This window comes from Ruegeria sp. HKCCD7221, assembly GCF_013031225.1.
Classification (GTDB): Bacteria; Pseudomonadota; Alphaproteobacteria; order Rhodobacterales; family Rhodobacteraceae; genus Ruegeria.
The window spans coordinates 1-1,177 of the sequence record NZ_WPZE01000026.1; the positions used below are offsets into that span (position 1 = coordinate 1).

General features: G+C 59.3%; 1 protein-coding gene. It reads right to left on the reverse strand.

Going from position 1 to position 1,177, the window contains the following annotated elements; translation table 11 throughout:
* Positions 1–8: 8 nt before the first annotated feature.
* Positions 9–1,177 (reverse strand): recombinase family protein (locus GOX73_RS20600; protein WP_254429278.1); only part of this gene is annotated, 1,169 nt, incomplete at its 5' end.

Here is a 1,177-nt window from a genome sequence, read left to right on the forward strand (position 1 = left end):
CGTCAGGCTCATAACCTGAAGGTCGCAGGTTCAAATCCTGCTCCCGCAACCACTTGGGTCCAACAGAGTCTCGAACAAGCCGCCGCAAGGTGGCTTTTGTCGTTCTGGACCAGCCCAATCATTGCTGCCAGCGCACCCTCCAGTTCGATCTGCACGCCATCCCGTTCATGTTGGACCGAGACACGTTCGATCAGGCTCCGAATGATCTCCAAAGCCCCTTTGCGGATCGACGGATCCGATAGAGCCTGCGCCAGATCTGCGACCTTGGAGCGATAGAGTTCGGACAGATTTGGGTGCAGTCGCACCGGTGAGGGCGCAGGCTCAGACAGCTTCGCCTCAAGATCGGCAATCTGCGCTTCGAGTTCTTCGAGCCTCGCTTGAAGTCCGGGGGTGCGAATGCCCTCAGAGATTGCATCATAAAACCCATTCAGTTTGCGCGCAGCTTTGTCCCGCTCGGATTGCAGACGCGTCCGGGCTACCTCCGCTGTGCCTGCTTCTGCGTTGGCGGCTTCGCTGAAGGACTTGATAAAAGTGGCCACTGCGTCGGGCTGCATCAGACGCTGACGAAGCAAATCCAGAACGGGGTCTTCCAGGACATTGCGACGAATGGATTGCTTATGGGAACAAGTACCGAGTTTGCGAGCGGCAGAGCAGGCGAGGTAGTCGCGCCCGACTGTGGCGAGTGGCCCTCCGCAGGTGCCGCAGAATGCAAGACCTGTCAAAAGGTGCTTCTTGCGACGCTTCTCCCAAAACTTGGTTTCCTTGATGGCTTTGACGCGGGGCTCGGCCTCGATCTCACCTTGTCGCTGCTTGACGGCCTCCCAAAGTTCATCCCCGACGATCCGCAGCTCAGGGACCTCCGCGATGATCCATTTGGACGGATCGTTGAGACGGGAAACACGTCTTCCGGTCTCCGGGTCCTTGATGTAGCGCAGCCGGTTCCAAACCAGGCGGCCGATATAAAGCTCATTGTTGAGAAGGCCCGTCCCACGCACTCGGTGCCCTCGAATGGCGGTGTCACGCCATAACTTGCCACGGGGACCGGGAATACCTTCGGCGTTCAGGCGGCGCGCGATGGCTTTGGGAGAATGCCCTCGGAGAACTCTTGAAGCACCCGTCGGACATCCCGCACCGACGCGGCTCCTTCTGGCCCGGTGCAGAAACGCGACTACGGAAC